The 25,377-nt window shown below is 69.7% G+C and carries 26 protein-coding genes; 16 read left to right on the top strand and 10 right to left on the bottom strand.

The window, feature by feature from the left end:
* Positions 1 to 112: 112 nt before the first annotated feature.
* Entirely contained in the window at positions 113 to 517 is a 405-nt protein-coding gene (locus HA039_RS02295; protein ID WP_167022982.1) for an NAD(P)-dependent oxidoreductase, read from the top strand.
* 27 nt (positions 518 to 544) lie between these two features.
* On the opposite strand, the gene HA039_RS02290 is transcribed toward HA039_RS02295, so the two are convergent.
* Entirely contained in the window at positions 545 to 1,057 is a 513-nt protein-coding gene (locus tag HA039_RS02290; protein WP_167022980.1) for a PadR family transcriptional regulator, read from the bottom strand.
* Between the two features lie 91 nt (positions 1,058 to 1,148).
* Between HA039_RS02290 and HA039_RS02285 the strand changes: the two genes are divergently transcribed.
* The 3 genes from HA039_RS02285 (at position 1,149) to HA039_RS02275 (ending at position 4,689) form a co-directional block, all read left to right on the top strand.
* Complete coding sequence (locus HA039_RS02285) at positions 1,149 to 1,703, top strand: hypothetical protein (RefSeq protein WP_167022977.1); 555 nt, start codon at positions 1,149 to 1,151, stop codon at positions 1,701 to 1,703.
* Between the two features lie 545 nt (positions 1,704 to 2,248).
* Positions 2,249 to 2,692 (top strand): SRPBCC family protein, encoded by a 444-nt coding sequence (locus HA039_RS02280; RefSeq protein ID WP_167022974.1) that lies wholly within the window; start codon positions 2,249 to 2,251, stop codon positions 2,690 to 2,692.
* A gap of 215 nt (positions 2,693 to 2,907) precedes the next feature.
* Positions 2,908 to 4,689, top strand: a complete 1,782-nt coding sequence (locus HA039_RS02275; RefSeq protein WP_167022971.1) for a serine/threonine-protein kinase — start codon at positions 2,908 to 2,910, stop codon at positions 4,687 to 4,689.
* Positions 4,690 to 4,940: 251 nt separating this feature from the next.
* Here HA039_RS02275 and HA039_RS02270 read toward each other — a convergent pair whose 3' ends face one another.
* On the bottom strand, positions 4,941 to 5,924 hold the full coding sequence (locus tag HA039_RS02270; protein WP_167022968.1) for an MsnO8 family LLM class oxidoreductase: 984 nt from the start codon (positions 5,922 to 5,924) through the stop codon (positions 4,941 to 4,943).
* Between the two features lie 508 nt (positions 5,925 to 6,432).
* Positions 6,433 to 7,317: an MBL fold metallo-hydrolase gene (locus tag HA039_RS02265; RefSeq protein WP_167022965.1), complete on the bottom strand. Its 885-nt coding sequence runs from the start codon at positions 7,315 to 7,317 to the stop codon at positions 6,433 to 6,435.
* 205 nt (positions 7,318 to 7,522) lie between these two features.
* On the opposite strand from HA039_RS02265, the gene HA039_RS02260 reads away from it, so the two are divergent.
* Positions 7,523 to 7,897: a winged helix-turn-helix transcriptional regulator gene (locus HA039_RS02260; protein ID WP_208298517.1), complete on the top strand. Its 375-nt coding sequence runs from the start codon at positions 7,523 to 7,525 to the stop codon at positions 7,895 to 7,897.
* A gap of 44 nt (positions 7,898 to 7,941) precedes the next feature.
* On the opposite strand, the gene HA039_RS02255 is transcribed toward HA039_RS02260, so the two are convergent.
* Both HA039_RS02255 and HA039_RS02250 read right to left on the bottom strand, forming a co-directional pair.
* Entirely contained in the window at positions 7,942 to 9,063 is a 1,122-nt protein-coding gene (locus HA039_RS02255; RefSeq protein ID WP_167022959.1) for an alcohol dehydrogenase catalytic domain-containing protein, read from the bottom strand.
* Between the two features lie 291 nt (positions 9,064 to 9,354).
* A complete protein-coding gene (locus HA039_RS02250) occupies positions 9,355 to 10,257 on the bottom strand; it encodes a LysR family transcriptional regulator (RefSeq protein ID WP_167022956.1) in 903 nt (300 codons plus the stop codon).
* Positions 10,258 to 10,354: 97 nt separating this feature from the next.
* Between HA039_RS02250 and HA039_RS02245 the strand changes: the two genes are divergently transcribed.
* On the top strand, positions 10,355 to 11,308 hold the full coding sequence (locus HA039_RS02245; protein WP_167022953.1) for a 2-dehydropantoate 2-reductase: 954 nt from the start codon (positions 10,355 to 10,357) through the stop codon (positions 11,306 to 11,308).
* A 77-nt stretch (positions 11,309 to 11,385) separates the two neighbouring features.
* On the opposite strand, the gene HA039_RS02240 is transcribed toward HA039_RS02245, so the two are convergent.
* The gene (locus HA039_RS02240; RefSeq protein WP_243869048.1) at positions 11,386 to 11,862 is read right to left on the bottom strand and encodes a winged helix-turn-helix transcriptional regulator; all 477 of its coding nucleotides are present in this window, start codon (positions 11,860 to 11,862) and stop codon (positions 11,386 to 11,388) included.
* A gap of 95 nt (positions 11,863 to 11,957) precedes the next feature.
* Here HA039_RS02240 and HA039_RS02235 point away from each other — a divergent pair, with 95 nt between their 5' ends.
* Together HA039_RS02235 and HA039_RS02230 are read left to right on the top strand one after the other, a co-directional pair.
* Positions 11,958 to 12,596, top strand: a complete 639-nt coding sequence (locus HA039_RS02235; RefSeq protein ID WP_167022950.1) for a flavodoxin family protein — start codon at positions 11,958 to 11,960, stop codon at positions 12,594 to 12,596.
* An 82-nt stretch (positions 12,597 to 12,678) separates the two neighbouring features.
* Positions 12,679 to 13,599, top strand: coding sequence for an MBL fold metallo-hydrolase (locus tag HA039_RS02230; protein ID WP_167022947.1), 921 nt, complete (start codon positions 12,679 to 12,681; stop codon positions 13,597 to 13,599).
* Between the two features lie 111 nt (positions 13,600 to 13,710).
* On the opposite strand, the gene HA039_RS02225 is transcribed toward HA039_RS02230, so the two are convergent.
* Positions 13,711 to 14,751 (bottom strand): aldo/keto reductase, encoded by a 1,041-nt coding sequence (locus HA039_RS02225; RefSeq protein WP_167022944.1) that lies wholly within the window; start codon positions 14,749 to 14,751, stop codon positions 13,711 to 13,713.
* Positions 14,752 to 14,890: 139 nt separating this feature from the next.
* Between HA039_RS02225 and HA039_RS02220 the strand changes: the two genes are divergently transcribed.
* On the top strand, positions 14,891 to 15,520 hold the full coding sequence (locus HA039_RS02220; RefSeq protein WP_167022941.1) for a TetR/AcrR family transcriptional regulator: 630 nt from the start codon (positions 14,891 to 14,893) through the stop codon (positions 15,518 to 15,520).
* A gap of 3 nt (positions 15,521 to 15,523) precedes the next feature.
* Here HA039_RS02220 and HA039_RS02215 read toward each other — a convergent pair whose 3' ends face one another.
* Positions 15,524 to 15,955 carry a nuclear transport factor 2 family protein gene (locus tag HA039_RS02215; protein WP_167022938.1) on the bottom strand — a complete coding sequence of 144 codons (432 nt, stop codon included), beginning with the start codon at positions 15,953 to 15,955 and terminating at the stop codon, positions 15,524 to 15,526.
* Positions 15,956 to 16,158: 203 nt separating this feature from the next.
* On the opposite strand from HA039_RS02215, the gene HA039_RS02210 reads away from it, so the two are divergent.
* From HA039_RS02210 to HA039_RS02185, 6 genes are all read left to right on the top strand, one after another.
* Positions 16,159 to 16,755 (top strand): TetR/AcrR family transcriptional regulator, encoded by a 597-nt coding sequence (locus HA039_RS02210; RefSeq protein WP_167022936.1) that lies wholly within the window; start codon positions 16,159 to 16,161, stop codon positions 16,753 to 16,755.
* A 105-nt stretch (positions 16,756 to 16,860) separates the two neighbouring features.
* Complete coding sequence (locus HA039_RS02205) at positions 16,861 to 18,024, top strand: acyl-CoA dehydrogenase family protein (RefSeq protein ID WP_167022933.1); 1,164 nt, start codon at positions 16,861 to 16,863, stop codon at positions 18,022 to 18,024.
* A gap of 311 nt (positions 18,025 to 18,335) precedes the next feature.
* Positions 18,336 to 19,046, top strand: a complete 711-nt coding sequence (locus tag HA039_RS02200) for an SDR family oxidoreductase (protein WP_167022931.1) — start codon at positions 18,336 to 18,338, stop codon at positions 19,044 to 19,046.
* Positions 19,047 to 19,158: 112 nt separating this feature from the next.
* A complete protein-coding gene (locus tag HA039_RS02195; RefSeq protein ID WP_167022929.1) occupies positions 19,159 to 20,130 on the top strand; it encodes a zinc-dependent alcohol dehydrogenase family protein in 972 nt (323 codons plus the stop codon).
* Positions 20,131 to 20,266: 136 nt separating this feature from the next.
* On the top strand, positions 20,267 to 20,959 hold the full coding sequence (locus HA039_RS02190; RefSeq protein ID WP_167022925.1) for an acetoacetate decarboxylase family protein: 693 nt from the start codon (positions 20,267 to 20,269) through the stop codon (positions 20,957 to 20,959).
* Positions 20,960 to 21,021: 62 nt separating this feature from the next.
* Positions 21,022 to 21,945, top strand: a complete 924-nt coding sequence (locus HA039_RS02185; protein WP_167022922.1) for a ketopantoate reductase family protein — start codon at positions 21,022 to 21,024, stop codon at positions 21,943 to 21,945.
* A gap of 204 nt (positions 21,946 to 22,149) precedes the next feature.
* Here the strand turns inward: HA039_RS02185 and HA039_RS02180 are convergent, their stop codons facing one another.
* Together HA039_RS02180 and HA039_RS02175 are read right to left on the bottom strand one after the other, a co-directional pair.
* On the bottom strand, positions 22,150 to 24,270 hold the full coding sequence (locus HA039_RS02180) for a SpoIIE family protein phosphatase (RefSeq protein WP_279592877.1): 2,121 nt from the start codon (positions 24,268 to 24,270) through the stop codon (positions 22,150 to 22,152).
* A gap of 107 nt (positions 24,271 to 24,377) precedes the next feature.
* Positions 24,378 to 24,905 (bottom strand): winged helix-turn-helix transcriptional regulator, encoded by a 528-nt coding sequence (locus tag HA039_RS02175; RefSeq protein ID WP_167022916.1) that lies wholly within the window; start codon positions 24,903 to 24,905, stop codon positions 24,378 to 24,380.
* A gap of 112 nt (positions 24,906 to 25,017) precedes the next feature.
* Between HA039_RS02175 and HA039_RS02170 the strand changes: the two genes are divergently transcribed.
* A complete protein-coding gene (locus HA039_RS02170) occupies positions 25,018 to 25,326 on the top strand; it encodes a putative quinol monooxygenase (protein ID WP_167022913.1) in 309 nt (102 codons plus the stop codon).
* Positions 25,327 to 25,377 lie beyond the last annotated feature (51 nt).

The raw sequence follows: 25,377 nt of genomic DNA, 5'->3' as shown, positions 1-25,377 counted from the left end.
TGCGGGCCTACTTGCCGCGGCGCGCCAGCGCGGCGGCCGCGCGAGCTTCCCGGCGGCCCTCACCGGATGATCGCCGCCATCGTGGGGCGCGCGGAGCTACGGTTACGCGCGCATGACCATTCTGATCGTCGGTGGGTCCGGCTTCCTGGGGTCCGAGCTGATCCGGCAGGCGAGAGCGGCGGGACACGCCGCCGTCGCCACGTACACGACGAAGCCGGGCACTACTTCCCCCAGTTCGTGGCGCCTCCTCGATCTGCGAGAGGTGGCAAATCTGGACGCCCACCATGGCGGAGGTGAACCCTCGCGTCGTGATCAACGCGTCGAGCGGCAGGGCCGAACCCACTACGACGAGTCCTGTCTCCCGGATCCATCATCCCGTACGGCACGGCCAAGGCAGCAAGCGGAGACCGGCGTCCTCGCAGTGCGTCCGAAGGCCTTGGTCGCCCGTACGTTGCTGATCATCGGGCGCGTCGAAGTGGCCATGTCGATCCAGGGCGCCCTCACGGAGACCCGCTGAGGGTGCGCGAAGTGCGCGGGCCGGGCGTCAGGAGATCTGATCGGAGGCCCACTCGGCCCACTCGCGGTGCATGGTGTGGAACCGTAGGCCGTACTCCAGGGCGATCCGGCCGTAGACCGAGAGTTCGTCGTCGGTCCAGTCGACGGACTCCTCCAGCAGACGCAGGCCCTGGTAGCCCTTGTCGGCCCGTTCGGCGATTTCGGTGAGGTAGTCGCGCGCCTGATCCGGTGTCAGCACCCCGAGGAAGAAAACCCGCAGGAGAGTTTCGCTGCGGGAGTTTCGCTGCGGCTTGGTCTCGGTCAGCCAGTGCCGCAGTTCGGCCAGTCCCTCGGGGGTGAGGGTGTACTCCTTGCGGCCCCGAGGGCCCTCGGCGGACACCGTGACCAGCCCGGTGGCCGCCAGTTTGGTCAGCTCCGTGTAGATCTGACTCTGGGTCGCGGGCCAGGCGTTGGCCAGCGACGTCTCGAAGAGTTTCAGCAGGTCGTAGCCACTGGCCGGGCGCTCAGAGAGGAGCCCGAGCAGTGCGTGTCGAAGGCTCATGCGCTCAGTCTACCTTCCAGTATTGACACGTCATTGAGCGACCTTCTACTTTCGACATGTCAGAAGTGAAACGCCGAGTAGCGGAGCCCTCATGTCGTACCTGCGCACCTTCCTCCCGTGGATCGTCTTCGCCGTGCTTCCCTCGGGGAACTGGCAGTGGGCGGCGCTGATCGCGCTGGTGGTGGCGGTGGCGGTGATCGTCCAGCAGCTACGGGCCGGTGCCGGACCCGACGCTCTGATCATCGAGTTCGGCTCCGCGGCCTTCTTCGCGGTCCTGGCCGCCATCGCCTTCGCCGACCCGCACTCGGCCGTGCACGACTACGCCTCGCCCCTGTCGTCAGGCACGTTGGCGGTGATTGCCGGTCTCTCACTGGCCATCGGCAGGCCGTTCACGCTGGGCATAGCCAAGCGCACCACCCCGCGCGAGTTCTGGGAGCTCGCTCCGTTCGTCCGGATCAACGTAGTGATCACCGCCGTGTGGACCGCGGCCTTCGCCGTGAGCGCCGTCGTGCTCGCCTTCGTGGCGCACGCCGGGAACGCGCACTCGATCACCGCGACGCTCATCCAGATCGCTGGGTTCGCCGTCCCGATGCTGTTCACCGTCCGGTACGTCGCCCACGCCCGGGCCAGGGCCGCGGCGCTGTGACTCAGGGGCGACGGTGGGGGTGCCGGGCGCACCGGGCCGTAGGGGTCCACCGGTAGCGGTGGGTCCCTACGGCCCAGTCTTCGGCGTTCGTGGTACGAAGGGGGCAGGTCAGCCGACCGACGCACAGCCTCCACCCTGTCGCGATGGGGGAACCCGGCGGCGACGCGGACGGCTCGCGGGTTGCGCCAGTCGATCGATTCGACCGCCCCGGACCCCAACTTCCCTCTGACCAGCGCCTCGAACTCGAAGCGCGTGGAGGGCAGCCAGGTGAGGTACGAAAGGGCCCGGGAGAGGACCCCGCTGTCCGAGAACGAATCCCGAGCGTCGCCCCCATGCCCGCCTCGACCTGACGCTGACTCCCTCAGCGGGTGGGCACGCCCCGACAGGCCATGAACAGCGCGTAGATGCCGGCAGCGAATTGCAGGTCGGCCCGGGAGATCAAGGGGAAAGGCTCTCTCCCGGCGATGCAGAAGGCGTCGATCGGGTATCCGTTGACTTGCGATGACCGCCGCGAGAGCCGGTCCCCCTACAGACAGGTGCCCACCATGGTTCACGTCGTACGCTCGATGACCGTCAACAGGCCGCTCGGCCCGGTCGTCGCCTACCTCGCCGACTTCTCCAACGCCCTGGAATGGGACCCGGGCACGCGTGAGTGCACGCGCCAGGACCAAGGTCCGCTGCAAGTGGGCTCCCTCTGGCACAACGTCTCCGAGCTACGCGGCCGGCGCACCTCCTTGACCTACCGGCTCACCCGGATGGACCCGAACCGGCTGACGTTCGTCGGCACCAATGACACAGCGACCTCCATCGACGACATCACCTTCAAGGACCAGGGAGCGACAACCTTGGTGGTCTACGAGGCCACCGTCACGTTCAACGGTTTCGCCAAGCTCGCCGACCCCTTATTGCGCCGTGTGTTCGAAGGCCTGGGGGACGAACTCGTCCACTCCCTGCCCGCCGCGGTCGAGGCACGCGTAACCCCCGCTTGAGAGCCCCCGCCTACGCGGGGAATGCGAGCGCATCCGCACTCGAAGCGTCCCCACTCGAAGCGTCCCCACTCAAAGCGTCCCCGACCGCGGGGGCCGACGAAGAAGCGCGCTGACTACGGCACATGAGGGCCGGGCGCTGGATAAGCTCCCGGATGACCATGCGGTGCCGACAGCGGCTCAGCCGTCATTCACGATTCACGGGGGATGACCGAATCATGACCGATACGCCTTCAGCCGCCCATTTCAAACCACTCGGTGAGGGCGATCCGCCGGTGGTCGGCGGATACCGCCTGGCAGCAGTGCTCGGTGCGGGTGGCATGGGAAAGGTGTACCTCTCGTACACCCCCGGCGGCCGCCCCGTCGCGCTCAAGGTGATCCGGCCCGAGTTCAGCGAGGATCCGGAGTTCCGGCGGCGCTTCCACCAGGAAGTCCAGTCCGCGCAGCGAGTGCAGGGCCTGTACACCGCGCCTGTCATCGACTTCGACACCGAGGCCACGCAGCCGTGGCTGGCGACGTCGTACGTACCGGGGCCCTCGCTGGCCGAGGCGGTCGCCCGGCACGGCGCGCTCCCGCTGCGCACCGTGCTGCTGCTGACCGCCGGGGTCGCGGAGGCCCTCCACGTCATCCACGGGGCGGGCATCATCCACCGGGATCTGAAGCCCGCCAACGTGCTGCTCGCCTCCGACGGCCCCCGCGTGATCGACTTCGGGATCGCCCGCGCGGCCGACGCCACTTCCCTGACCGGGACCGGCGTCAGCGTGGGCACACCGGCGTTCATGGCGCCCGAGCAGGCTTCGGCCGGCCCGGTCAGCCCCGCCACCGATGTCTTCGCCCTGGGTCAGATCGCCGCCTTCGCGGCACTCGGCTCGCCGGCGTACGGGAACGGGTCCTCGCCCGCGGTGCTCTACCGGATCGTGCACGAGGATCCGGACCTCACGGGCGTCCCGGCGGAACTGCTGCCGCTGGTGTCGCGCTGCCTGCACCGCGATCCGGCCGCCCGGCCGGGCCTGACGGAGATCATCGAACTCTGCCACGCCATCTCACCGGTCGCCCTGCGCCAGGGCGAGGACTGGTTGCCGCGGGCAGTGGCCGGTTCGATCACCGAGCGGTTGCGGATGCCCGGACCTGTGCCCCCGCCCTCCGTCACGCCGACGCCGACCGAGGTCTCTCCTCCCCACGCGCCGCCGAGGCCATGGGACCCGGCACCGGGTGCCCACCACGGCGACGCCGCCGCGCCGACGCAGACCGGGCAGCGGCGTTTCGACACGCCGCCTCCGCCGCGATACCCGGTACAGACCGGGCCCGGGAACCCCGGTACGCTGCCGCCCCCGGGATACCCGACGCCACCCGGCCACCGGATCCAGCCCACCGCCGGCCCCGCTCCCTACGTGCCGCCGCGGCCGCGCGGGGCGAGGCGCGGGCTGATCGTCGGCGCCTCGATCGTCGGCGCGGTAGTTGTCCTCGGAGTGGTCGGCTCGCTGCTGACCGACCGCTCGGGCGGGGACGAGTCCAAGTCGCCCGGCAGCAGCGCCAGTAGGGGTACGGGCGGAGATGCCTCCGGCGGGAAACCTGGCCTTACGGACCCCGAACCCGTCTCCTACAAGGGGATCGACATCCCCGAGAACTACTCCGTCATGCTGGCGGACAGCCCGCCCCGCCCGACCGACGGCATCACGGACAGCGCGGATCTGTTCTTCGAGCCGAAGACCCTCAACGTCGTCGAGAGCGACCAGATCCGCACCAGGAACGGCACCATGGTCCTGCTGAACAACGCGCGTAAAGGCTCCCTGCAAACCTGCCGTTCCGAGACCCGCTACACCGAAGAGATCCGCCTCGACCAACTCAGCGACGGCTCGCAGATCTGCCTCCTCAGCGACGCGGGCCACATCGCGGTGGCCACCTACCGCGGCACATCGGGGGCCGCCGACCCGAGCAGGTACGTTACGGTCGACTTCACGATCTGGCGGAACGCCGAGGAGCCCAAGGCCGACCGGTAGCAATCGCGGACGGCCGCACCCTCGCAGGTCTGCACCACGCCTCCGGCAACCCGGCCGAGGTGCAGCAGGTGGCGACGCCTGGCGAGGCCGGGTGGCCCGAGGTCCGAGGCGATGAGCGCGGCCGGGCTGTAGAGAGGCCAGGCCCTGGTCCGCTCGGCCGCACGGTTCCACACGCTCAGCGGGTATCTCTCCGTTCCGGCCAGGGAATGGGAGTCGCCGTCCTCGGACGTTCGCGTGACCGGCTCGGGAGTTCAGCCGCCGATGGCGTCGTAGCTCTCCTTGACGAGCGAGAAGGAGCGCAGGCGGTCTGCGAGGCCGGCGACCGGGGTTGTCAGCATGAGCTCCTCGGCTCCCGTCTCCTCGGCCAGGCGTACGAGTCGGCCCGCGACGGTCGCCGGCGTGCCCACGGCCTGTTGTGCGTGGATGGCGGCAAGGGTCCGGCGTTCCTCGTCCGTGAAGTGATGGGCGGCGGCGTTCCGGGGTGTGGGGAAGGGCAGTTCGGCCTGTCCCTTGAGCAGACCGGTGTGGATGACGTCCATGGGGGCCGCGAGCGCCAGTGCCTCCTCCTCCGTTTCCGCGCAGACCGTCATGACGCACAGGAGCACCCTTGGACGCGCGCACCACCGCGACGGGGTGAACGCGGCGCGGTACTCGGCGACCACCGCGGCGGTGTTGTCCGGGCGGATGTGGTGGGCGACGGCCAACGGCAGGCCCAGCGCGGCCGCCAGAGCCGCGCCGGCGGTGCTGGAGGCAAGGAGCCATGGTTCCGGCAGCTCACCCATCGCCACCTCGTCGGCCAGGAAGGAGAGGGTCGCGGCGATGTCGCTCCGGTATTCCGTGTCGGTGGCCGGCCCGGCTCCCCGGCGCAGCGCCTTCGCGGTGGCCTCGTCGAAGGTACCGGGCCCCCGGCCGATGCCGAGGTCGATACGGCCCGGGTGCAGGGCGGCGAGCGTCGCGAACTGCTCGGCGACCATGAGAGGCGCGTGATTCGGCGCCAGCACACCTCCCGAGCCGACACGGATACGCGAGGTCACGGCGGCGGTGTGTGCCGTCAGCACCGCGGGCGGGAACGATCCGATGGCGGGTGAATGGTGGTGCTCGGCGTACCAGATCCGGTGATAGCCCAGATTCTCCAACTCAGCGGCGAACGGCGCGACGTCGTGCAGGACCTTCGCCGGGGGAACGCCTTCTTCGAGCACAGCGACTTCAAGGGCGGAGAGGGGGGTGACAGACATGAAGTCACCCTATCGATCGCCTGTACGAGTGAGCTTGCCGGTCCGAGCGCCCTACTGCGGATCCGTTGAATGAGGTGAACGGGGGTCAGCGAAGCCTGATGGGCCCGGCGTCGATGGACAGACGAACCAGAGGGTACGGCTTCATGGGCTTGAACCCGAGGTTCTCGACGGTCGACGCGAGCTGCGTGTTGCTGGGCTCCGGAACCTCCGTCACCCAGCGGGCGCTCACCGCGACGTACCGGCGGGCACGGAAAGCCTCCTCATGCTGCCGGACACGGCCCCTTTGCCGACTCGCCGACCCGGGCCCGGAGATCCTGGTGGGCGTCGGACGCCGTGCGCCAGCACGTGAGGACGGTCCGGGCCCTGGCTGGGCACGTGATCCGGCCGGGCTCTCCCCTGGCGGCCGACGGCGAGGGCACGGGGGCCGGGGCCGCGCGCCGGTCCTACCATTCCTTGGTGCGCGTGGGGAGGTGCGAGAGCGTGTGGGGCGTGAGTCCGACAGCGGAGATCAGTCGAGCTCTGTCCAGCTGTCCACAACGTATCGCCCGCCCTGCCTGGCTATGCGGGCGGCCTTGTCCACGTCGAAGTGCGCGGTGAATACGGCGGCTCGCGTTTCGGACGCTCGGTGGAGAACGCGGTCGCGGGACGTCGCCGCCCGTGCGGGGTCATCGTCGAAGCAGGAGGCGTGTTCGTGGCCGAGGATCTGCATGGGGCTGTGGACGAGGTCGCCGGTGAAGAGTGCCGACTCTCCTCGTGAGGTGACCTCTACGACGGCGGATCCGGGGGAATGGCCCGGGGCGGGGGTGATGCTCACGTTCCCGTCGATGACGTGTTCGCCGCTGAAGAACTGGGCCTGACCGGCGTGGACGACGGGAAGGACGCTGTCCTTGAACGCGTCGCTGTACGCGGGACCTCCCGGTGGTTCGTCGTCCCCTTCGGGGTTCCAGTAGTCGAAGTCCTCCTGGGGGAAGAGGTAGGTGGCGTTGGGGAAGGTGGGCACCCACCGGCCGTCGGTCAAAGTGGTGTTCCAGCCGACGTGGTCGGTGTGCAGATGGGTGGCCACCACGAGATCGACCTCTTCCGGTGCGGCCCCGGCCTTCGTCAGCAGGTCGAGGAACTCGGTGCGGAGGGTGGGGAACCAGAGACGTTCCTTGTCATTGCCGATGCCGGTGTCGACGAGGATCGTCCTGCCGCCGCTCTTCACGACGAACGTCTGGACGCACAACTTGACGCTCTCGGTGGCGGGGTCCCAGAAATCGGGGACGAGGAGGGAGGCGTTCGCCTCCCAGTCGCGGCGGTCGCTGGAGGGGATGAGCTGCTCCCGCGTGGCGATGTCGCCGGCCCACTCGAAGACACGGGTGACGCTGACATCTCCGATGTCGATGGATCCCATGAGGCTTCCTGCCTGTCAGGTGAGTTCGGTCAGCGAACTGATGCGGAGTGACTCTAGCATTCGAACTCACCCACGCCGTAAGGGAGTTGCCGACCTGGCCGGGCGATCGCCGCCGAGACCGTCCCGCGGCGGTCACCCCTGCGGGGTCGGTACGCCCCTTGCTCGCGGCCTCTTCCGTCTCCGTACCGTGAGATACGGTGCTCAGGTGAAGCGGGAAGACGAACCGACCAACCTCGGGGCTCCTCGCGTGTGCTCGATCGCGGACGCGCTCCAGGTGGTCGGCGAGCGGTGGAGTCTGCTCGTCGTGCGGGAGTTGGGCTCCGGGGTGCGTCGCTTCAAGGACATCCAGGTCAACACCGGTGTTCCGCGCGAGACCCTCGCCGTGCGGCTGCGGAAGCTGGAGGGCGAGGGGATAATCGAGCGTCGGCGCTACTGCGAGCATCCCCCTCGGGACGAGTACTGGCTCACTGACGCCGGCCTCTCCCTGTTCCCCGTACTGGACGCCCTGCGCAGTTGGGGCGAGCGCCATGTCACCGGCGCCCGCGGTGCCGACCGGGCGGCCGGCACGGTCGGCGGCTGATCCCGCCTTCCTGGACGGCGGCGGCCGACGGGCGCGCGAGCCCTCTACGAGGGGACGAGGACGCCGCGCAGGATGCGTCCTTCGGAGAGATCCGTATAGCCCTGGTTGATCTCGTCCAGGCCGTAGGTCCGGGTGACCAGTGCGTCCAGGTCGAGCTGTCCGCCGCGGTACAGGCCGAGCACGCGCGGCACGCCGCGCAGCTGGCTGAAGGAGCCGAACACCGAGCCCGTCAGCCTCTTCTGGCCGCCGAGGAGATCGGCCGGAGGGATTTCGATCGGGCCGGCGTCGGCCGGCGCCGCGCCGGTGACCACGACGCCTCCGCCCGGGACGGTGGAGCGCATCGCGGGACCGGCCATGGCGACGGGGTCGGCGCAGACGAAAGCGTGGTCGACTCCCAGGCCGCCGGTGAGTTCCAGGACGGCCGCCGGAAGGTCGAGCCCGGGCAGGGACCGGATGACGGTGGTGGCCCCCAGGCGCCGGGCGAGGTCGAGCTTCCACTGGTGGGGGTCGACGGCGATGATCGTGGTGGCGCCGGCGTTGCGTGCGGCCTGGACCACGTTCATCCCGGTGCCGCCGGTGCCGATGACCAGGACGCTCTCGGTCGGCTGGACGCGGGCGGCGGTCGTCACCGCGCCGACGGCCGCCGGGGCGGAGCAGGTGGCCAGGGCGATCGCCGCGAACGGCAGGGACTTGTCCTCGACGACCACGACACTGGCCTGGTCGACGACGGTCCGCTCGGCGAACGCCCCGATCAGACAGAACGAGCCGACGTCCTGCCCGTCCCTGTCGCGGCGGCGGAAGCCCCCCGCCAGTTGCGGGCCGAGTGCGATGCGGGCGCTCTGCGCGCACCGCTGGTGCTCACCGCGCACGCACGAGCGGCAGACACCGCAGGCGGGGATCCAGGTCATGCCGACGTGGTCGCCGACGCCGATGCCGCGTACCTGGGCGCCTATCTCCTCGACGATGCCGGCGCCTTCGTGGCCCAGGACCATCGGCCGCATGCCGACCGGGCGCTCGCCCCGCTGGACGTGCAGTTCGGTGTGGCACAGGCCGACGGCCCGCACCCGCACCCGCACCTCGGTCGGGCCGGGGGGATCGAGGGTGATGGTCTCCACCGAAAGAGGGGCGCCGATCCGGCGGAAGAGCGCGGCCCGTGTCTCGGTCATGAGGTGTCCAATCGCTGTGCGGTCCGCCGGGACCGGCCACCGGCGGGGAGCCGCGGGGCGGCGTCCGGCGGTGGGGGAGCGGAGCGGCGGTTCCGGCTCGGGTTCTGGGGCTGTCGATACGTCACGAAAGGCCTCAAAGGCGCTGGTGCCCGGGCGAGTTCGTTTATCCGACTCACTCGGTCGGCTCACCGTAACATGACAAGTTCAGTCACTGAACTGGTCCGGAAGGGTGCGGGGGCAGGGTGCGGCGGCGGAGCGCGGTTGTCGCAAGTCCGGTGTGCGTGAGGGCCCTCACGGTGTGGCGGTGGGTGGGGGTGCGTCCACCGCTGCGATGAAGGCCCGTACGACGGGGCGGTCGTCACCCCGGCGCGTGGCCATGCTGACCCTGCTTTCCGTGACCGGGTCCGCGAGCTCGACCCTTCGGGCGCCCGGGGGGAGCAGGCTCGTGACGCTGTAGGGGGCGATGCTGACGCCCAGGCCCGCGGCGACGAAGGTGAGGATGGTGTACCAGTTCGAGCATTCCTGCGCGACGTGGACGTCGAAGCCCGCGTGGCGCAGCGGCCGGGTGTAGACGTCGTAGGCGTGAGCCGCCGCCGAACGCGGGAAAAGGATCAGTGGGTCGGCGGCGAGCGCCCTTGCCTCGACACGGTCCTTCCCCGCTGCCGGGTGCCCTTCGGGGACAACCGCGACAAGCCGTTCGGAGGTGAGCGGGGTCAGGGTGACGTTCTCCCGCTCCTGTACGTCGCGCACGATCGCGACGTCGGCCGTGCCCCGTTCCAGGGTCTCCATGACGTCGGCGGTCAGGCCGTCGTGCGAGGTGACCCGGACATCGGGGCGAAGGCGGGAGAACGCCCTGAGGCGCTCACCGACGATCGTGGCGGCGGACGCGCTGAAGGCGACATTCAGATTGCCGGCCTCGCCCCGGCCGATACGGCCGGCCTCGTCGAGGTCGGCCGCCAGGCGGGCCAGGAGATCGTGGGCCCTCTGCTGGAAGACCGCCCCCGCCTCGGTGAGGCGGACACTTCGGGAAGTCCGCCGGAACAGCTCCACCCCGGCGATCCTCTCGAGCTGCCGGATCTGCTGGGAGAGCGCGGGCTGGGCGATGTGCAGTCGCTGGGCGGCGCGGCCGAAGTGCAGCTCCTCGGCCACCGCCAGGAAGTACCGCAGATGGCGTGTTTCGACCTGCCTATCCATATATGCAGCCTATCGATAGCTGGTGTGTGCGGTATTGGACATATGGGTGGTGTCGTCCGACGCTGGGAGGAGGAAACGCCCGAAAGGAACCGGTTTCATGACTGACGCGTTCTTCCCGCTCGGTGGGACACGACCTCGTACGTCCGTGGCGGTCGTCGGCGGCGGGGCCGTCGGAGGCATGCTCGCCGGGGCGATGGCCAAGGCCGGCCACGACGTGTCGCTCTGTGTCCGGTCACCGTTCGACGAATTGGTCGTGATGGCGGGCCCTCTGGAAGAGCGGATCCCGGTACGGATCGTCGCGGACGCTTGTTATGCCAGGCCGGTCCGGTGGGTTCTGTTCGCCGTGAAGGCGTTCCACACGCTGGGTGCCAAGGAGTGGCTCACGGCTCTGTGCGACGAGGACACCACGGTCGTTGTCCTGCAGAACGGTATCGACGGGGCCGAACGCGTCCGTCGGATGGTGCCGTACGCGACCGTCGTGCCGGCGCTCGTGTACATCCAGGCCGAGCGGGAGTCCCCGGGCCGCGTCCGACTCAACTACAACAACGGCATCGAGATCCCCGCCGACCGCGAGGCGGAACGGGTGCTGGCCCTGTTCGACGGCAGCGGTGTGGAGGTCCGGCCGCGGCGGGACCTGACAACCGCCGCGTGGCTCAAGCTCATGCTCAACGTCGCCACGAACTCCCTGACCACGCTCACCCTGCGCCCCATGGAGGTCTTCGAGGAGGAACGGATACGTGAACTGGCGCTGGGGCTCATGCGCGAGACCGCCGCGGTGGGCGTCGCGGAGGGCGCCCGCCTGACGGAGGAGGACGTACAGCGAACGCTTGAGTCCACCTCGGTATTCGCCACCGGGGGGACATCCATGCTGCACGACCGCCTGGCCGACAGGCCGCTGGAGTACGAGACGCTCAACGGCGCCGTGGTCGCGCTGGCCGAGCGCCACGGGATCGACGTGCCCCTCAACCGGGCGATGACGGCGCTGCTCGGCGCCCTCCGCCCGCTCCCCGTCGCGAAGACCGCACCGCCCAAGGCGTCTGTGCTGCCCTGACCCCGGCTGCCCGCAGGCCCGGGCGCGCCCGCGCACACTGTGACGCCGTATCAGCTCTCGTCCTTCCCGGCCTTGTCCTACCCGGCAGGGGACTCCGATCGCGCCGCGACGCCTTGCGGCAGCGCCCGGCCGGTCGCGCTCTCGGACGCGCGCATCCTTTCGTCGAACGCCGCGCGGGCCTCGTGTACGCGCAGCGCCCGGCGTTGGGCCCAGGAGCACAGGCTCCGCGCCTCCTCGGCGACCTCCGCCCCGAGTTCGGAGAGCCCGTAGATCACCAGAGGGGGAGTGCGGTCCTGATGGACCGTGCGCACGAGCACCCCGTCACGTTCGAGCGTGCGCAGAGTCTGCGACAGCATCTTGCGGCTGATGCCCCCCACCGAGCGCTGGAGCTCCGAGAACCGCTGCGGACCTTGCCTCAGCAGGCTCAGCAGGATCAGCAGCGACCACTTGTCGGCAAGGTCGACGAACACGTCCCTGCTGCGGCACCCGGCCAGGAGGACGTCCATCACCGGCTCGTTCCCGGTCGCTGTCGGTGTCGAGGATTCACGTGACATACCAGTCATCGTACGCCCGCTACCCCAGGACACACTTGAACTCTTCCAGGGTTATGGTCTACAAAAGTTACCAGATATCGATGAGGAGCCATCTCATGTCCGAGTCCATAACCCCGCGGCCCCGCGTCGCCGTCGCCTTCCACTCCGGTCAGGGCCACACCGCGGTCCTCGCGGAAGCCGTCCGCCGCGGCGCCGAGGCGGCCGGAGCCGACGTCGCGTTCGTCCCGGTCGGCGGCGTCTCCGAGGAGCAGTGGGAGCAGATCGACGCGGCGGACGCCGTGGTCTTCGGATCGCCCACCTACATGGGAGGCGCCTCGTCCGTCTTCCACGGGTTCGCCGAAGCCACCCTGGGGCGGTACGTCAGGAAGGCGTGGGCGGACAAGCTCGCCGCGGGCTTCACGAACTCGTCGGCCAAGAGCGGCGACAAGCTCAACACGTTGAACTTCCTGGCGGCGTTCGCCGCGCAGCACCACATGATCTGGGTCGGCCTCGGTCTTTCTCCGGGCTGGAACAAGACCACCGCGAGCGAGGAGGACATGAACCGCCTGGGCTTCTTCACCGGCGCAGGGGCCCAGACCCCCGCGGACGGGAGCGTCGAAACGGTTCACCCCTCCGACATCGCCACCGCGGAGCACCTGGGCAGGCGGATCGCCACGCAGGCGGCGACGTTCGCCGCGGGCCGGGCGGCGCTCGCGGGTGCCGCGCCGAGCGCCGCCGCCGCCCCGGTCTCCTGATTTGGATACCCCGCGCCCCGGGCGCGGTCGTACGCCTCCCGCCACCGGAAGACCATCCGCCGCATCGCCGCAAGGAGCTGGGATGAACATGCCGAGGACCGACCGTACGGGCCCCGTATCCATCGGGGACGTCTCCGTCGCACACGTACCGGAATGGGAGGGCAGCCTGTTCACCCGGTCCGGACTGCTGCCCGACTCCTCGCGAGAGGCGTGGGAGGAGGAGAGGCCCTGGCTCGAACCCCTCTGGTGGGCCCCGGACTCGGACCGGGCGTTGCTGTGCATCGGGAGCTTCCTCGTGCGCGGCGGAGGGCGGACGATCCTCGTCGACTCGGGCGTGGGCAACGGCAAGCCGTACCCGGACGTACCGCCGTTGGACCGGTTGAGCACCCCCTACCTCGAACACCTCGCAGCCCTGGGGGTACGGCCCGAGGACGTCGACCTGGTGATCAACACGCACCTCCACCCGGACCACATCGGCTGGAACACCATGTGGGAGGACGGCGCGTGGCGTCCCACCTTCCCGAACGCGACCTACCTGCTGCCCCGGACGGAGGTCGACCTGCTGTCGGCCATGGCGGAGGACCCGGGCCGGCCGGATCCGCTCGGGTTGGTTCCCGCGTTCCGGGACAGTGTCGTACCGGTCCTGCGCGACGCGAGGACGGAGGTGTGGAGCGGCACCGAACACGTCGTCGACGACGCCCTGAAGCTGGTCGCCGCCCCCGGCCACTCACCCGGCTCCTCCGTCCTCACCATCACGTCCGGCGGCGAGAGCGCCGCCCTCGTGGGCGACCTGATACACCATCCGATGCAGATCCTCGACCCGCGGCAGCGTGACGTGCTCGACGACGACGTGGTCGCGGCGAGGCAGTCCCGCGTGAAGATCCTCGGCTGGGCGGCCGACACCTCCGCCTGGGTCTTCGGCGGTCACTTCCACGGCGGCAGAGGAGCGAGGATCCGCGAGGCCGCGGGCGGGTTCGCGATCGATTCCTGGACGAGCGACTGACCGCCCTCCCGGCGCGGCGGGCTTTCGCCGCGCCGGGAGGACCACCGACGGGGGCCGGGTCCAGGGCCCCGGCGAGCCGTGGCCGGTGCCTTCGGGCCGGCGCCCCTCAGGTCAGACCTGGTTGGCCGCCGGGATGCGGATCGGGGAGAACCCGGCCTGGATCCAGTTGGGGTAGGCGACCGGTGGGGCGCTGACCTCGTCGAGCTCCGCGAGGTCCTTCTCGGTCAGCGCCAGCCCGCTCGCGGCGATGTTGTCCTGCAGCTGGTCCAGCTTCCGGGCGCCGACGATGACGCTGGTGACGGCGGTCCTGCTGAGCAGCCAGGCCAGTGCGACCCTGGCCGGGCTCACCTCGTGCCGCGAGGCGACGGCCCGGAGCACGTCCACCACGTCGAAGCCCTTCTCCTCGTCGAAGGGGACGAAGTCGAATCCGTTACGGGCCCGGCGCGAATCCTCCTCCGTCGTCACGCCCCCGCGTTCGAACTTGCCGGTGAGGAACCCGCCCGCCAGGGGCTGCCACACGGTCAGGCTCAGTCCCGCGTCCTCGGCCATCGGCACCAGGTCGCGCTCGGCGTCGCGGGACACCAGCGAGTAGGTGATCTGGTTGGCGACGAACTGCGACCGGCCGTGCAGCGCGGACAGGCCCAGGGCCTTGCTGACCTGCCAGGCCGCCAGGTTCGAGCAGCCTATGTAGCGCACCTTGCCCATCCGGACGGCGTCGTCGAGCGCGCCGAGTGTCTCCTCCAGCGGCGTCAGCTGGTCCCAGTTGTGGATCTGGTAGAGATCGATGTAGTCGGTGCCCAGCCGGCGCAGGCTGTCCTCCAGGGCCCGCATCACATGCCGCCGGGTCAGCCCCTGATCGTTGGGCCCCGGGCCGACCGGCGCGTAGAGCTTGGTCGCGAGCACGACGTCCTGCCTGCGGTCCCCGATGGCCCGGCCGAGCAGTTCCTCGCTCTCGCCGTCGGCGTAGACGTCGGCCGTGTCGAAGAAGTTGATCCCGGCGTCGAGCGCGGTGCCGACGAGCCGGTCCACCTCTGACTGGCCCAGCGCTCCGTGGGGGCCGTACACGGGATGGTCCTTGCCGCCGAAGGTCATGGCGCCCAAGGAGATCTCGGAGACCCAGACCCCGGTCCGGCCCAGCAGACGATATTTCACAGTCACTCCTCGCTCAGGGGCAATCGGGTGCCGTACGGGGCCCGTTCGCTTTTTTGAACACGCTGTCCGAAAAGTAGGCTACACGCCGCCGCGGCGTAGGGTGATGTCGCCGCCGATCGACGACCCGGAGACCCCGACCATGACTTCCCGCGCCCCGCGGCCCAAGGCCCCCCTCGGCCGGCCCCTCTCCGCCGAGTCGGACATCCTGGCCGCCACGCAGAGACTCCTGGTCGAGGGGGCGAGCTTCACCGCGCTCGGCGTCCAGCAGATCACCGCGGCGGCCGGCGTCGCGCGCTCCAGCTTCTACATCCACTTCCGCGACAAGGCCGACCTGCTGGTACGCCTGGGCGCGCGCCTGCTGACACCGACCTTCGACGCAGCCTCGGCGTGGCGGCCGTCCGACGGTCTCGAAGCACTCACGGAGACCTTCGAGCGCATGCTGGAGATCTATCGGCGGCACTACGCGGTACGGCGCGCGCTCTCCGAGATCGCCCCGTACGAAGCGGCGGTGGGCGACTTCTGGAACCGAGAGATCACGCAGTTCACGGACTGGACGCTCGCCCTGCTGCGCACCGAGCAGGAGGAGGGGCGGACCTCCCCGGACATGGACCTCCCCAGCGCCACCCAGGTGATCGTCACCGGGGGCGAACAGGCCATCGTCGGACACGTCACCACCCGGCCGGTGGCCACCGACCCGGTGTTCGCCCGGGAGATGGCCCGGATCTGGTGGTACGGGGTCTACCGCCGCCCGGCCGACCCCACCGCGTGAGTGCTACTCGTCGTCGTGGAAGAGCGCGGCCGGCAGCTTGCCGTCCAGTGCGCGTCCGATCTCCGCGGAGAACCGCAGCAACGCGTCGAGCGGGCGGTGATGGACGGCGACGTGGACGATGGCGCCGTTCTTGTCGGTCGTCAGGACGGTGACGCCGTCGTAGGCGGTGTCACCGTCCTGGGAGATCGCGTGCCATTCGGCGTACGTCTTGTCGCCCGCCGTCGCCGGGTCGCTGAAGGTGATCTCGCGGTAGAGGCGGCTGCCCGCCCCCATGATCGCCAGGACGGCCTCACGGCCGACGGCGGGTTTCCGGATCGCCGACGCCTCCAGGACCACGTTCTCCGCCAGCAGAGCGGCGAAGCCGCCGGGCCCTTTGCCCTCGAACGCCTGCGACCAGTTGCCGGTCAGGCCCTGAGCAGCCGGTTCGTTCGCCATCGAGTACCGCCTTCGCGCACCGGAGGTTCCGCCGTAGCGCGGCCAGCATAGGCGAACGCCGCGGACAGCCGAGCGCGGAGTTCTCCGCTCCGGGACTTGGCCCCGCCATGTCGGCCATGACTCGGACCGCTCGTCACGGGTGTAGCCTCGGGTAAGTTAGGTGTACACCCGTAGCGCTACGCCCGTAAGTCTGGAGAGATCCGGTGCAGGAGCAGGTTCGCCGCCGCAGGTCCCGGCGCGGGGAAGGCGGGCGGCTGCGTGAGGAGATCCTCGAGGCCGCACAGCGGATCCTTGCGGAAGGCACCGACCCGGGTGATCTGTCCTTGCGTGCCGTCGCCCGAGCGGTCGGTGTCGCCACGACATCGATCTACCCGCACTTCTCCTCACTCGGTGAGTTGATCCACACCGTCCGCAAGCGCTTCTTCGCCGATTTCGGGGCGGTCCTCGACCGGGCGGCGGCGTCGGTCCAGGGCACGGCGGCCGACGTCGTGCTCGCGCGGGCGCGGGCCTATGTCGCCTACGGACTCGCCCACGGTGGGCAGTACCGGACGATGTTCTCCGCCGCCGAGGTCCCGGACTACCAGTCGTACGACACGGAGATGGCGGGGCTGTCCGTGTACCGGGTCGTCCGCGACGACGTCGCCGCTGCCTTGGACGGCACGGTCGACGCCGACCTGGCCGCGACACAGCTGTGGACATCACTGCACGGCATCGTCACCCTGCGCGCCGTGCGACCGGACTTCCCCTGGCCCGACTTGAACGACCAGATCGACGACCTGGTCCACCGATTGCTGTCGTAACACGATCTCCCGAACACGATTCCCCTGACCTGAGTGGGGCCCCGCGGCCGTCCCACACAGGCGGTTCCCCCCATGCACACGCTGTGAACGAAACCGGAGCCTCATATGCCAGATGTCGTCGTATCCAGCGGGGCACATGATGCGTCCCGACTGCCCGCTCCGGTGCGCTCCGCGCGGGAACTGATACCCCTGCTGCGCGAGCACGCCGCCGAGGCCGACCGCACCGGGAGACTGTCGGAGACCGTCATCACGGCGATGAGGAAGGCCGGGCTTCTGTCCCTCCGTGTGCCCGCGGTCAACGGTGGGCCGGAAGCCGATCTGCGTATCGCGTTCGAGGTTCACCGGAATCTCGCCCACGGATGCGGATCGGCTGCCTGGGTTGCCATGATCCTCTCCGGGAGTTCCCTCATCGCCTCCCAACTGGGCGAAGAGGCGCGCCAGGAGCTGTGGGGCACCGATCCGCTCGCCGGTGTCTGTAGTTGTCTTCCCCTCACCGGCACAGCAGTCGAGTCTCCCCAAGGGGTGACGGTCACGGGCCGGTGGTTCCCCGCCTCGGGAGTGCACCAGTCGCGGTGGGCGGTGGTCGCCGCCTCGCGGGCCGGCGACTCGCCGGTACTGGCGGTGGTGCCGGTAGAGGCGGGGGTGGTGGAACCCACGTGGGCGACAACGGGACTGCGCGCCACGAGAAGCGACACCCTCGTCCTCGACGATGTCTTCGTCCCCCGACGCCGCGTATTGCCCATGCAATCGCTCATAACCGGAGTCCGCGACCCCGCTCACCCCGCCCGCACCGCGCCTTCGTTCCTCCCCGCGGCACTGGTGGGGGTGGCCGCACCACTCCTGGGGATGGCCGAATTCGCGGTCGAGCAATCCCGCGAGTGGCTGCGGGGACGAGCCGGCGAGGGGAACCAGCGCGCCACGTCCTCCGCGGTGCTGAACGCTCTCGCGGACGCCTCCTCCCGCGTGGACAGGGCGCACAGGATCCTGGACAGCCTCCTGACCGACGTCGAACGGAGCCACGAAGCACAGCAACCGGCCGACGCGCTGTTCCGCGGCCGCGTCCGGATGCTGGTCGCCCTCGCGGCGGCGGACCTCCGCGATGCGGTCCGTGGCACTCTCACCGTCTTCGGCGGTTACGGGATGGCGACGAGCAACCCGGTCGAGCGCGTCTGGCGCGACGTCGAGACCGCCTGCACCCATGTCATGGTCTCCATGGATCGCGCACTCGACGAATACGGGCCCCTCCTGATTCAGCCACGTACGCCCTGAATTCTGACGTCGCGGTGATCGGGGGGTTCGTACCGGTCATTCCCGGCGTCGTCCACACCCACCGGTACGCGGTCGGCGCCCGATACGCCGGCCGCGCAGGTGGGATGCCGCTCTCGTCCGAGGTGTTCAGCCTTCTCCGACGAGTCCCACCATTTCCGCCGGGAACTCGGGCAAGGCGGTAACGCCCGCGGGTACCTTGCCGGGTGGACAGGGGAAACTGGTGGGTTTACGGTAGGAACGAGGGTTCAGAAACCATGTGGTTTCTGATCTCATGCCGATTCGTCCGTCCAGTTGGGAAGAGGTTGAGGATCATGAACATCAACGGCTCGGTGGCCTTCGTGACCGGTGGTAATCGCGGCCTCGGCGCTCAGCTCGTCCGTGCCCTCCTGGAGGCGGGTGCGAGCAAGGTGTACGCGGCGGCCCGCGACCCCCGCACCGTCGCCGAGGGCGCCGTACCGATCCGGCTCGACGTCACCGACCACGCCTCCGTCGTCGCCGCCGCCGAACAGGCGCGGGACGTCACGCTGCTGGTCAACAACGCGGGCATTCACCGGTTCACCACCATCCTGGGTGGCGAACTCGACGACGTCCGGCGGGAGTTCGAGACCAACGCGCTGGGGACTCTTGACGTGACGCGGGCCTTCGCGCCCGTCCTGGGCCGCAACGGGGGCGGTGCGATCCTCAACGTCCTGTCGGTCCTGTCCTGGGCGTCGCTCCCGACCGAGGCGGGGTACGGCGCGGCCAAGGCCGCCCAGTGGTCCTTCACCAACGCCCTGCGCGTCGAGCTGGCCGGGCAGGGGACGCAGGTGTCCGCCCTGCACATGGGCCGCATGGACACCGACATGATCGCGGGCAAGGGCATCGAGGGGGCCGCCGATCCGGCCGACATCGCCAGGATCGCTCTGGAGGGCGTCGAGAAGGGTCGGCTGGAGATCATCGCCGACGGCTTCACCCAGCAGATCAAGGACGGCCTCTCCCTCGGCATCGAAGCCCTCTACCCGCAGGTCGGCGCCCCGGCGTAGCCGTATCCGCCCGGTGAGCGAGCGACCCGAGCGGCATCAGGAGGTGGCGGGGATCGTCCTGCCCGGGGGGTGCCCCCTGGCCGTCCTTCCGACGAGACACCAGGAGTACGTCATGAAAGCTGTACAGGCTGTGGCCCGTGGCGACGCGCGGGAGGTTCTTCGTGTGGTCGACCTCGAGCCGCCGGGTCCGCCCGCGGCCGGCGAGGTTCTGGTCCATGTCGAGTACGCCCCGCTGAACAGGCACGATCTGCTCGCGATCGGTGGTTACCTGCCGGTACCGCCCCCGCCGTGGGTCCCCGGCAACGAGGGCACGGGCATCGTCGCCGCCGTCGGCGACGGCGTGGGGGAGGTATCCGCCGGCGACCGGGTCGCGCTGCCGCTCATGAGCGGTACGTGGCGCGAGCAGCTGGTGGTCCCGGCGGAGGGCATGTTCCCGCTGCCGGACGCGAACGCGCAGCAGCTGGCGATGATCGGCAGCAACCCGCCCACCGCGGTGCTCGCGCTGGACGAGTTCGTGGAGGTGCCGCCCGGCTCGTTCGTGGTGCAGGACGCCGCGAACTCGGGGGTGGGGCGTTCGATGATCGCCCTGGCGCACGCGCGCGGGCTGCGGACGGTCAACTTCGCCCGCAACGAGGCCACGTACGCGGAGCTGACCGCGGCCGGTGCCGATCTGGTGCTGCCCGACCGGCCCGAATCGGTCGCCGTGGCCCGCGAGTTCATCGGTGACGCGCCCGTGCGGGTCGCGATCGACGCTCTCGGAGGCCGGTCCACGGAGAACCTGACGGCCCTGCTGACCGGTGGCGGCGCGCTGATCGCGTACTCGGCCGAGTCCGGATCGCCGCTGTCGGTGCCGTACTTCGACCTGACCGGGAAGCAGCTGACGGTACGCGGCTTCTTCGCCGGCGGGTGGGACTACGCCACCAAGACGGCGCCCGCGATCCGCGAGGCGGCCCCGCTCATCGCGGCAGGGAAGCTGAGCGTTCCGGTGGCGGGCGTCTACTCGCTGGACGAGATCGGCGCCGCGCTGGAGCACCTGAACCGGGGAGTCGGCAAGATCCTGCTCGCGGTCAACCCCATCGGCTGAGCATCGTCCTCGATGAGCGGCCCCTGACGTTCACTCCGGAGCCGGAGCGTCATCGGGCCGCTCGCCCCCGGAGCGGTCCGCCCGCAACAGCGCGATCGGTCAATCGAGCACGAGCACGCGTGAAAGGGCTTCCGTCATGCTTCAAGGATATTTTCCTCCGCTGAGTCCGTCGGGGAAGTCGGGTCTGGTGTCCGCGCCACCCTGGCACTACGCCGGTGACGCGCTCGGGATCCGCTTCCGGGCCGACCCGGACGCCGCGGCGGCCACGCTGCCGCCCGGGCTGGCCGTCGATCCGGACAGTCCGGGCGGGGCCACGGCGTTGTTCATGGACTGGCAGTTCTCCTCCGAGGACCAGACGTACCTGGATCCCGTGAGCCAGTACCGGGAGTTCCTGCTCCTCGTCGACGCCACGTGGCAGGGGACGCCGGTGAGTTGGTGCCCGTACATCTACGTCGACAACGACGCCTCCCTCGCCCGCGGGTGGGTCCAGGGGTTCCCCAAGAAGATGGGGACGATCCACCAGACCCGCTCGTTCCCGGCGGCGCTGGTGGGGCGGCCCCTCGTGAACCGCCGCTACTTCCCCCGGCTCGCGGCGGGGCACCACCAGGAATCCGCCGTGGACGAGTTGGTACGGGCCGACCTCCACGACCTCCAGGTCGTCAACGCCTGGGCCGGCACAGCCGAGTTCAGCCTGCCGGACGCACCCGGGAACGAGACGTCCGCGCTCGCGCCGATCAGCGTCGACGCCGGCTTCAAGGCCACGATCACGTACAGCGTCCAGGACCTCACCACGCTGGCCGACCTCACCACCCAGCGGCACCACAACTGACGTACGACCCTCGTGCTTCCCGCGGCTGCGGCCGCCTGGACAGCGCGTCCAAGGAGGCAGTCATGGACATTCTCATCGCGGGATCCGGAGCGGTCGGCGGTTATGTAGGGCACCTGCTCCAGGGTGCCCGCCGTGACGTGACCTTCCTCGCCCGTCCGGCGTCGGCGCAGCGCCTGCGGAACGAAGGCCTGAAGGTACGCACCGCCGACGGAACGCTCCACCAGGAAAGCGTCGCCGTACTGGAGGGCAGCACGGAAGAACCCTACGACCTGGTCATCCTCGCCCCCCGGGCCTCAGCGCTTCCCTCGGTCGTACGAACCCTGGTCGACAACGGCGCGGTCGGTGCCGAGACCCGTCTCCTGCCGCTGCTCAACGGGATGGCGCACCTCGACGTGCTGGAGCGGACGTTCGGCAGCCGCAGGGTTCTCGGCGGCGCGATCCGGCTCGCTGCCACCCAGCACCCTGATGGCACGGTGCAGGTCCTGGCGCCGGGGGCCGGGCTGGAGATCGGCCCTCTGCGGTACGGCGACGGAGTTGACCGCTTCGCCGACGAACTGCGCGTTCCCGGCCTCGACGTCGAGGTGCGAGCGGACATCGTGACGGCCATGTGGTTGAAATGGGTCTTCATCGTCGGCACCGCGGTTGTGACGATCATCGGCGACGGCCGGATCGACGAGATCGCCGCAACGCCCACAGGCCCGGAACTTGCGCGGGCGGTTCTCGGCGAAGTGCGCGGAATCACGGCCACCGAGGACGTGGTTCTGCCTGAGCGGGCACTCCAAGCCCTGGGCTCCGCCTTGAGTGATCCGTCCTCACGTTTCGCACCATCCCTCTACCGCGATCTGGTGGCCGGGCGGCCGGCGGAGATCGACATCCTGGACGACCTCGCTCTCCGAGCCGAGAACCACAACGTCCCGGCCCCGCTGCTCAACGCGGCACGCGTCCGACTCCAGGTCGCGAACAACAGGGTCACCCCGCGGACCTGACGACAGGATCGCACTCCCGGGGGCTTAGGTGGGCGTGGAGTACCGGCCGGCGCCCCAGCATCCGTATCCGGCCGCTCCGGCAGCCCAGTTCCTGGACGCGCCCAATGGACAGGGACGGCGCCCGAACCATGTCGTCAACGGACCGCAGCCTCGTCGAACGAGCGCCTGGAGCAGCCTCGCGTGCGCCGGGGACGCTGTCCGTGACTACGGGTAAGTCGGCTCAGCGGTGGCTGAGTTCGCCCGCGACGGGTGGGGTCGGCTCCCCTCGACGGACGGGCCGCGTGGGCGCGCCAGGAGAAGGGCGATGTCGTCGTCCAGGGGCGGCGGTGTCCTGACGTCCCGGTAAGCGGCATCAGGACTCTGCCGGGGTTTGGACGACATCGTCTTGGTCACGTGTTCGCAGAGGTCCTCCAGCGGGATCCCGCTGTTCTGCAAGGCCGAGGCGAGCCGGCTCAGTCCTTCGTCCAGGTCGCTCTCGCGGGACTCGATGAGTCCGTCCGTGTACAGGGCGAGGATGCTGTCCTCGGACAGCTCCATCTCCACGGACTCGTACGAGCCCAGGCCGACACCGATCGGTGTTCCGGCGGGAAGATCGGGAAAGGTGACCGTGCCGTCGGGGTGCAGGACCGCGGGCGGTGGGTGTCCGGCTCGTGCCAGGGTGCAGATCCGGGAGGCCGGGTCGTAGACGGCGTAGACGCAGGTGCCGCCCAGAGCCTGCGAGGGAAAAGGGTGCCCGGCGTTCTCCGGGTTGTCCTGTTCGGCGAGCCGGGCGACCAGGTGGTCGAGTTTGGTGAGGAGTTCGTCGGGCGGGAGGTCGAGTTCGGCGAGGGTGCGGACGATGGTCCGGAACTGCCCCATGCGGGCGGCGGCGTTGATGCCGTGGCCGACGACGTCGCCGACGACCAGTGCGGTGCGGTTGCCGGGAAGCGCGATGACGTCGAACCAGTCGCCTCCGACCCCCTCGTGGGTATCGGCGGGCAGGTACCGCGAGGCGACCTCCAGCGCCTTGCCACCCCTCACGTTCTGCGGGAGCAGGTTCTGCTGGAGGGTCAGGGCGGCGGCCCGTTCCCGGGTGAACCGGCGGGCGTTGTCCAGACTCAGCGAGGCCCGGGCGGCGATTTCCTCGCACAGGAGCAGTTCGTTCCGGCTGAAGGGCCGGGGGTTGTCGGTGCGGACGAACACCGCCTCGCCCAGGAGCGTGCCGCGGGCCCGGAGCGGGACGATGATCAGGGAGTGCATCCCGGTCTTACGGATGGTGTTCAAACGCTCCGGGTCCCGGTCGAGCCAGGTGCCCGGAGAGGTGTCGATGACCGGTTCGTAGTGTGTCTGTCCCGAGTGGACAGCACGTGTGAAGGGCGACGAGGGAAGGGCGTACACCACATCGCCTATGTCCCACAGCGACTCCGGCATCTCCGGATGGATCGAGGCCGCTCCCGCACGGCGGAACACCGGCACCCGCTCCATCGAGGCGGGAAGGCGCTGGAGGGGCTCGCCTCCGAGCGGAACCGATTCCGCGAGGTCGATCGTGACGTAGTCGGCGAGCCGCGGGACGGCGAAGTCGGCAAGCTCCTGCGCGGTCTGGATGACATCGAGGGTCGTGCCGATGCTCTTCCCGGCCTCGTTCAGCACGAGGAGGTGTGTCCGGCTGTCGGCCCCGCTGACGTCCGTGGTCATGCGGCACACGCCCAGCGGCGAGCCCTGCGCGTCGTCGAGGCGGAAGTACGTCGAGGACAGCGTGAACTCCTCGTCCGAGCCGGGCAGGGACCACCTCTGCTCGTGCTCGACCACCGGTTCACCCGTTTCGAACACCCGCCTGACCAGGGCCGCGGTACTCCCGCACTCGCTGCCGGACCAGAACTCCGTGAGCTCCTTGTCCGTCTGGAGGACCTCCCTGATCCGGCGCCTGCGCTCGGCCTCCTCGTTTCCCCAGATGTAACGGCCGTCGCCGTCGCAGATGGACACCGCGACCGGTGCCCGGGCCAGCAGTGCCGCCGTCAGCGACGTTCGACGCCGGGCAGGGACCTCTTCCCCGCAAGGGGTCGCGGCGGCCGTCACCACCCAGTCGGGTTCGTCGCCGTCACGGGGAAACGCCTGGAAGAAGACCTGGATCCCGGGCCCGTCCCGGTGCCTGACTTCCGCGGTGCCCGCCCACGCTTTCCGCAGCCGAGCCCTCCCCGACCAATGCTCCAGGCACCGGGTCACGAAATCCGGACCGAAAAGGAGTCCGAGCGACCGGCCGACGACTTCTGTCGCCCGGTAACCAAGAAGCCCTTCGGCACCATCCGTCCATCCCGTGATGGTGCCACCCGAGCCCACTGTGACCATCGCTATCGTCATGCCATTGCTCGAGGCCGCGGATTTGGCCATCTCATTACCTCCCTTCGGTCGAGCCTGCTGTTACGACGCGGAACTTTCACCCGTGCCTACGGACGTCACGCGGGTCCGGTCAGCGGTTCGAGGAGCCTTTGCGGGGTGTTGATCGCGCGGGACACGGGGTCGGCGGCCTGCGGTGTCCCGCCGAATCCGGGGCCCGGTTCGATACGGATGTCCCGGACCGGGACCGCCAGGCCGCACTCCGCGCAACGTCCCTCTCGGTCGAGGACGCCCCCGTCCCGCGCATGCCGCAGGGCGCGGGGCGCGCCGTCCGGGGAGTAGTACTCGTCCCCCCAGTTCATCAGCGCCCGGACGGCCGGCCACAATCCGACGCCCTTGGCCGTCAGCAGGTACTCGATCCCGCCCGGCCCTCGTTCCTCCCGGCTGAGCACACCTTCCCTGACCAGGAGCTTCAACCTGCCGGCCAGCACGGCTCGCGGGATCTTGAGCTGTGTGGCGAAGTCCCCGAACCTCCGTACCCCGTAGAACGCGTCGCGGACGATGAGCAGCGTCCATCGTTCCCCGACCACCTCCAGGGCCCGGGCGATCGAGCAGTCGCGGTCCGCGTAAGCACTCGGAAGGGTCATAGGACGAGCGTAACCCGCACCGGTTCGCTGACTGAACCGCGCCATGTTATTTTTGGATTGATTGGTTCTGTCAGTGAACTGAACTTTGTGCGATCGAGGGAAGGGCTTTGCCATGTATCAGTTCCTCGTTTCCTTCAACGTCCAGCCCGAACACCGCACGGACTTCATCCATGCGGCACAGACAACCGGTCGTCACTCTCTCGCCAACGAGGCGGGCTCCCTCCGGTTCGAGGTCCTCACCGATGAGGAGAACCAGAATCTTCTCTATCTGAACGAGGCGTACGCGGACCTCGCTGCTTTCAACAAGCACGCCGAGGGCCCGTACTTCGGTGCTTTCTTCGCCGAAGTGAGCACTTATGCCGAAGGCCCGAGGTGGCTCATGAAGGGGAATGTCGAAAGCGGCGCCGCCGCGAAGGCGTGACGAGTCGCCGCTGCGAAGCACTTCCCGCCTGCTGAACACGGACTGCGCCGA

Source organism: Streptomyces liangshanensis (genome assembly GCF_011694815.1).
Lineage (GTDB): Bacteria > Actinomycetota > Actinomycetes > Streptomycetales > Streptomycetaceae > Streptomyces > Streptomyces liangshanensis.
The sequence above is the reverse complement of the archived record's forward strand: the minus strand, read 5'-3'. Positions and strand labels throughout refer to the sequence as shown.

Bases quoted from the DNA above. Each gene is read 5' to 3' on its own strand.
- HA039_RS02255 (WP_167022959.1), bottom strand. From the start codon at position 9,063: ATGACCGAGACACGGGCCGCGCTCTTCCGCCGGATCGGCGCCCCTCTT.
- HA039_RS02245 (WP_167022953.1), top strand. From the start codon at position 10,355: ATGACTGACGCGTTCTTCCCGCTCGGTGGGACACGACCTCGTACGTCC.
- HA039_RS02275 (WP_167022971.1), top strand. From the start codon at position 2,908: ATGACCGATACGCCTTCAGCCGCCCATTTCAAACCACTCGGTGAGGGC.
- HA039_RS02240 (WP_243869048.1), bottom strand. From the start codon at position 11,862: ATGTCACGTGAATCCTCGACACCGACAGCGACCGGGAACGAGCCGGTG.
- HA039_RS02215 (WP_167022938.1), bottom strand. From the start codon at position 15,955: ATGGCGAACGAACCGGCTGCTCAGGGCCTGACCGGCAACTGGTCGCAG.
- HA039_RS02170 (WP_167022913.1), top strand. From the start codon at position 25,018: ATGTATCAGTTCCTCGTTTCCTTCAACGTCCAGCCCGAACACCGCACG.
- HA039_RS02290 (WP_167022980.1), bottom strand. From the start codon at position 1,057: ATGAGCCTTCGACACGCACTGCTCGGGCTCCTCTCTGAGCGCCCGGCC.
- HA039_RS02280 (WP_167022974.1), top strand. From the start codon at position 2,249: ATGGTTCACGTCGTACGCTCGATGACCGTCAACAGGCCGCTCGGCCCG.
- HA039_RS02265 (WP_167022965.1), bottom strand. From the start codon at position 7,317: ATGGGATCCATCGACATCGGAGATGTCAGCGTCACCCGTGTCTTCGAG.
- HA039_RS02175 (WP_167022916.1), bottom strand. From the start codon at position 24,905: ATGACCCTTCCGAGTGCTTACGCGGACCGCGACTGCTCGATCGCCCGG.
- HA039_RS02220 (WP_167022941.1), top strand. From the start codon at position 14,891: ATGACTTCCCGCGCCCCGCGGCCCAAGGCCCCCCTCGGCCGGCCCCTC.
- HA039_RS02205 (WP_167022933.1), top strand. From the start codon at position 16,861: ATGCCAGATGTCGTCGTATCCAGCGGGGCACATGATGCGTCCCGACTG.
- HA039_RS02190 (WP_167022925.1), top strand. From the start codon at position 20,267: ATGCTTCAAGGATATTTTCCTCCGCTGAGTCCGTCGGGGAAGTCGGGT.
- HA039_RS02250 (WP_167022956.1), bottom strand. From the start codon at position 10,257: ATGGATAGGCAGGTCGAAACACGCCATCTGCGGTACTTCCTGGCGGTG.
- HA039_RS02185 (WP_167022922.1), top strand. From the start codon at position 21,022: ATGGACATTCTCATCGCGGGATCCGGAGCGGTCGGCGGTTATGTAGGG.
- HA039_RS02180 (WP_279592877.1), bottom strand. From the start codon at position 24,270: ATGGTCACAGTGGGCTCGGGTGGCACCATCACGGGATGGACGGATGGT.
- HA039_RS02295 (WP_167022982.1), top strand. From the start codon at position 113: ATGACCATTCTGATCGTCGGTGGGTCCGGCTTCCTGGGGTCCGAGCTG.
- HA039_RS02235 (WP_167022950.1), top strand. From the start codon at position 11,958: ATGTCCGAGTCCATAACCCCGCGGCCCCGCGTCGCCGTCGCCTTCCAC.
- HA039_RS02200 (WP_167022931.1), top strand. From the start codon at position 18,336: ATGAACATCAACGGCTCGGTGGCCTTCGTGACCGGTGGTAATCGCGGC.
- HA039_RS02285 (WP_167022977.1), top strand. From the start codon at position 1,149: ATGTCGTACCTGCGCACCTTCCTCCCGTGGATCGTCTTCGCCGTGCTT.
- HA039_RS02195 (WP_167022929.1), top strand. From the start codon at position 19,159: ATGAAAGCTGTACAGGCTGTGGCCCGTGGCGACGCGCGGGAGGTTCTT.
- HA039_RS02270 (WP_167022968.1), bottom strand. From the start codon at position 5,924: ATGTCTGTCACCCCCCTCTCCGCCCTTGAAGTCGCTGTGCTCGAAGAA.
- HA039_RS02230 (WP_167022947.1), top strand. From the start codon at position 12,679: ATGAACATGCCGAGGACCGACCGTACGGGCCCCGTATCCATCGGGGAC.